General features: G+C 53.5%; 2 protein-coding genes. Both read right to left on the bottom strand.

All coding sequences use genetic code 11. From position 1 onward, the window contains the following. Positions 1-160 precede the first annotated feature (160 nt). Entirely contained in the window at positions 161-1,420 is a 1,260-nt protein-coding gene (locus FBQ85_27960; protein ID MDL1878968.1) for an argininosuccinate synthase, read from the bottom strand. 211 nt (positions 1,421-1,631) lie between these two features. Then, positions 1,632-3,607, bottom strand: a 1,976-nt coding sequence (locus FBQ85_27955) for a glutamine synthetase type III (GenBank protein ID MDL1878967.1), incomplete at its 5' end; no start/stop codon positions are given.

Genomic DNA, 3,607 nt, shown 5'->3' with positions numbered 1-3,607 from the left:
ACGCGAATGTCTTCCTGCCACAACCGCCCGTCGATGTCGATCGAGCGGCTGAATTTTTCCATCAATTCCGAGGGGCCGGAAGTGAAGCGCCCGGCCCAGACTTTATTAGAGGAGGCGAGGCGCATCTTCACCGGCTTTTTCTTTGGTCGCATCCGCTTTATCAATCCCGCTTAAACTTGCTGTAATCCGGATGGCGATACTCGCTCAAGCCGGTGCCCTCGATATCGATCAAGGCCTTGACTTTCAGCGGCAAGCCAAAGAGATTGATGAAGCCTTCGGCGTCTTGCTGATTGTAAACATCGTCCTCGCCGAAGGTGGCATAGTCTTCACGATAAAGCGAATAAGGCGATTTGCGGCCCTCAACGATGACATTGCCTTTGTAAAGTTTGAGACGAACCGTGCCCGTGACTTTCTCCTGGGTTTTTTGCACGAAGGCATCGAGCGCCTGTCGCACCGGCGTGTACCACTGGCCGGTGTAAATCAACTCGGCATAACGCGGCGCCAACATTTCTTTCATGCGCAGCAATTGGCTGGTGAGCACCAGGCTTTCCAGTTCGCGATGCGCGGCATAGAGAATCGTGCCGCCGGGCGTTTCATAAACGCCGCGTGATTTGATGCCGACCAAGCGATTTTCTACCATATCGACACGGCCAATGCCGTTTTCGCCGCCAACTTTATTTAACGCCATCAACAATTTCACCGGCGACAACGCTTCGCCATTCAAGGCAACCGGCTCGCCCTTCTCAAAATCAAGCGTGATAATGGTCGGGCGATCGGGCGCCTGTTCGGGACTCACGCTCATGCCGTAAATGCCATCCGGCGGGCTTTGCCACGGATCTTCCAACTCACCGCCTTCGCTGGAAAGATGCCAAAGATTTTGATCGTGGCTGTAAATTTTCGTGAGGGAAGCGGTAATCGGAACATTGCGTTCGTGGGCATAACGGATCGCATCTTCGCGTGAGCGGATGTTCCATTCGCGCCAGGGCGCGATGACGCGCAGCTTGGGATTGAGCGCTTTGTAGGTCAATTCGAAACGAACTTGATCATTGCCTTTGCCGGTGCAGCCATGCGCTACGGCGTCCGCGCCTTCTTTCTCCGCCACCAACACCTGATGCTTGGCAATAATGGGCCGCGCGAAGGAAGTGCCGAGCAGATATTTGCCTTCATAAACCGCGTTTGCTTTCAAGGTGGGATAAACAAAATCCCGGATGAATTCCTCGCGCAAATCGTCAATATAGATTTTGCTCGCGCCGGTTTTGATGGCCTTTTCTTCCAGGCCCTGCAATTCTTCGCCCTGGCCAATGTCGGCAGTATAAGCAATCACTTCGCAGTGATAGTTTTCCTTCAGCCAGGGAATAATGATGGACGTATCGAGGCCGCCGGAATATGATAAAACAACTTTACGAACAGTTTTGTCCATTAAGACTTTCCTTTCCTCAAAATAATAATGAAATGTGAGAAGATCATTGTAAGGCGGGGATGATCATACATAAACTTCACGAAACAAGCAACGGACAACTTGCACAAGGCCTCATTTCGGCAATGAGACCTTGTGCCGTCACACGCCTGTTTCCAGGGGGAAGCCTAACGGAGAAGATCGACAGAAAAGCATTCGAGCGGATGATGCCCTCTCATTTGACGAACAACATCTCGCTGTAAACCGGCAAGGGCCAATAATCATCCGGCAAAGACTTTTCGAGCTTGGCGGCTGCGGCACGCACGCTATTCATCGCAGGGATGACTTTATCGCGCATGTGATAGGCTTTGGAATGCACCGTATCGCCGCCGAGATCGGCATTCACCACCAGCAATTTGTCGAGTGTCTCACGCAGCTCGTTGGTATAGCCATTGACTTCCTGCAACGTCTTGGCCACGCCGGTGGTCTCGATGCCATTGCGTTTCACGCCATCCATGGTCGCGGCGAGATCGTGCAAATACCGAATAGCCGCCGGCAAAATCATGGTTTGCGCCAGCAGGGCCGTGGTCTCGGCTTCGATGTTCACGGTTTTAAAATATTGGTCAAAGAAGATTTCTTCACGCGCTTCCAATTCCCGGCGATTCAACACCTCATACTTTTCGAACAATTGCAGATTTTTGGCATCATGCAGGCGTTCAAACGCGTCCAACGAATTCTTGAGATTCCACAAACCGCGTTTTTCCGCCTCTTGATGCCATTCGGCGGTGTAGTTGTCGCCATTGAAGATTATACGCTTGTGCTGGTGAATCACCTCCTTCAACACCGCATGCAACGCCTGCTCGAACGGCATTTTCGCTTTCAGGTGCGCCTCGATGGTGGTGGTCAATTCGTCGATTGCCGCGGCCACGATCGTGTTAAGCACGGTGTTGGGAAACGAAATCGACTGGCTCGCGCCCACAGCACGAAATTCGAATTTGTTTCCCGTGAACGCAAACGGCGAGGTGCGGTTGCGATCGCCGGCGTGGCGCGGCAGATGCGGCAGCACCGGCGTGCCCAAACCGAGCAGATCTTTCGATTTGCTGCTCTCGGGTTTGCCTTTTTCAATTTGATTGAAAATATCTTCGAGTTGCTCGCCCAAGAAAATCGATATGATTGCCGGCGGCGCTTCATTCGCGCCCAGGCGATGATCGTTGCCCGCATGCGCCACACTGGCGCGCAGCAAATCCTGATATTCATCCACGGCTTTGATCACGGCTGCGCAGAAAAACAAAAATTGCATGTTGTCATGCGGCGTCTCTCCGGGCTCCAGCAGATTCATGCCGGTGTCCGTCGACATCGACCAATTGTTGTGCTTGCCGCTGCCGTTGATGCCCGCGAAGGGCTTTTCGTGCAGCAGGCACACCAGGCCATATTTGCGCGCGGTGTTGCGCAACACTTGCATCATCAATTGTTGATGATCGGCCGCGAGGTTGCTGTTCTCGAAAATCGGCGCGATTTCGTATTGTGCCGGCGCCACTTCGTTATGCCGTGTTTTCACCGGTATGCCGAGGCGATAAAGCTGATACTCGGCATCGGTCATGAACGCCAACACGCGTTCGGGAATCGAGCCGAAGTAATGATCTTCCAGTTCCTGGCCGCGCGGCGGCTTGGCGCCAAACAGCGTGCGGCCGCTGTTTACCAAATCCGGGCGGCGATAAAAAAATTCCTCGTCAATCAGAAAATATTCCTGCTCGGAACCAATAGTGGTGTAGACTTTATGCACGTTTTTCACGCCAAACAAGGTGAGAGCACGCAATGCTTGCTTGTTCAGCGCTTCCATCGAACGCAGCAAAGGCGTTTTGTGATCGAGCGCTTCACCGGTCCACGAGGCGAATGCCGTGGGAATGCACAGGGTCGCGCCGTGATGATTTTTAATAATGAACGCCGGCGACGTGGGATCCCACGCTGTGTAGCCGCGCGCTTCAAACGTCGCGCGAATACCACCGCTGGGAAATGACGAAGCGTCCGGTTCACCTTGAAACAAATCTTTGCCGGAGAAGCGCGCAATCGCGCCGCCGCCGACATTGGGCGTGACAAAGCTGTCGTGCTTCTCTGCTGTCAGGCCGGTCAACGGCTGAAACCAATGGGTAAAATGCGTGGCGCCATGCTCGACCGCCCATTCTTTCATGGCGTTCGCAACCACATCGGCAA

This window comes from Cytophagia bacterium CHB2 (genome assembly GCA_030263535.1).
In the GTDB taxonomy this organism is placed as follows: Bacteria; Zhuqueibacterota; Zhuqueibacteria; order Zhuqueibacterales; family Zhuqueibacteraceae; genus Coneutiohabitans.
The sequence above is the reverse complement of the archived record's forward strand: the minus strand, read 5'-3'. Positions and strand labels throughout refer to the sequence as shown.